The organism is Goekera deserti (genome assembly GCF_010685995.1).
GTDB classification, from domain to species: domain Bacteria; phylum Actinomycetota; class Actinomycetes; order Mycobacteriales; family Geodermatophilaceae; genus Goekera; species Goekera deserti.
The window spans coordinates 1-1,218 of sequence record NZ_JAAGWK010000045.1 but is presented as its reverse complement, the minus strand read 5'-3'; the positions used below and the strand labels follow the sequence as shown (position 1 = coordinate 1,218).

1 protein-coding gene is annotated in these 1,218 nt (G+C 70.9%); it reads right to left on the bottom strand.

The window, feature by feature from the left end; translation table 11 throughout:
* Window positions 1-8: 8 nt before the first annotated feature.
* Window positions 9-1,196, bottom strand: a complete 1,188-nt coding sequence (locus tag G1H19_RS22310) for an IS30 family transposase (protein WP_456071376.1) — start codon at window positions 1,194-1,196, stop codon at window positions 9-11.
* Window positions 1,197-1,218: the final 22 nt, after the last annotated feature.

Here is a 1,218-nt window from a genome sequence, read left to right as displayed (position 1 = left end):
AGGTGGATTCAGGTGGTCGTTGCATCACCGGTTGGTTGAGGTGGTGAGAGTAGGTGGTTGAGGGCTTCGGCGGGGGTTCTCCATCCGAGGGTCTGGCGGGGGCGTCCGTTGAGTTCGGCGGCGACCGCTGCCAGGTCGGTGGGGGTGTGGACGGCGAGGTCGGTGCTCTTGGGGAAGTACTGGCGGAGCAGCCCGTTGGTGTTCTCGTTGCTGCCGCGTTGCCAGGGTGAGTGCGGGTCGCAGAAGTAGATGGGCAGGTCAGCGGCCAGGGTGATCTCGGCGTGCCGGCGCATCTCCAGCCCCTGATCCCAGGTCAAGGACAGCCGCAGGTGCTTGGGCAGTTGGCCCATGGCGGTCACGATCGCCTCCTGCAGGGCCAGGGGGTCGATCTTGCGGCCGGGCAGGTGCAGCAGCAGGCAGAAGCGGGTGGTGCGCTCCACCAGGGTGCCGATGAAGGACTTGTTGGCCGCTCCGGCGATCAGGTCGCCTTCCCAGTGCCCGGGCACTGCCCGGTCGGCGACCTCGGCCGGCCGCTCACTGATCATGATCTTGCCGGGGATGCGGCGGTCGGGATCTGAGCGTCCATCGACTCGGTGGCGGGGCCGGCGGATCGCCCGCCCGGTGCGCAGGCAGGCGGTCAGCTCCCGGCGCAGCAGACCACGGCCCTGGACGTAGAGGGCCTGGTAGATCGCCTCGTGCGAGGGGCGCATCGCCGGCTCGTCGGGGAACTCGATGGCCAGGCGCATCGCGATCTGCCGCGGTGAGTACTTGCGCTCCAGATCGGCCTGCACCCGCTCCCGCAGCGGCTCGTGGGCCAGCTTGAACGGCTTGGGGCGGGCCCCACGGGCCTCGGCGTCGGTCTGTGCCGGCACCGCCCGGTAGGGGCGCCCGGGATGGGCCCGCTCCCACAAACCCAGCTCGCGGCTGACCGTCGTCGAGGCCCGCCCCAGCTGGCGGGCGATCTGGCGCGCGGACTGGCCAGCAGCCAGCCCGACCGCGATTTCCTCCCGCTCGCTCAGGGACAGGAACCGACCCGAGGGCTCACTGGTCTCCAACGGTGGCACACCACCAGCTTCCCGGAACCACCGCGCACCGCGCTGCCCGCTGATCAGGGCCCGCCGAGAGGCCGCCGCCGTCGGCAACCCCTCAGCGATCCCCGCCCAGAACACCCGCTGATTCGCCCGTGTCACTGCCACCCATCCCACCCCTCAGCTGGGG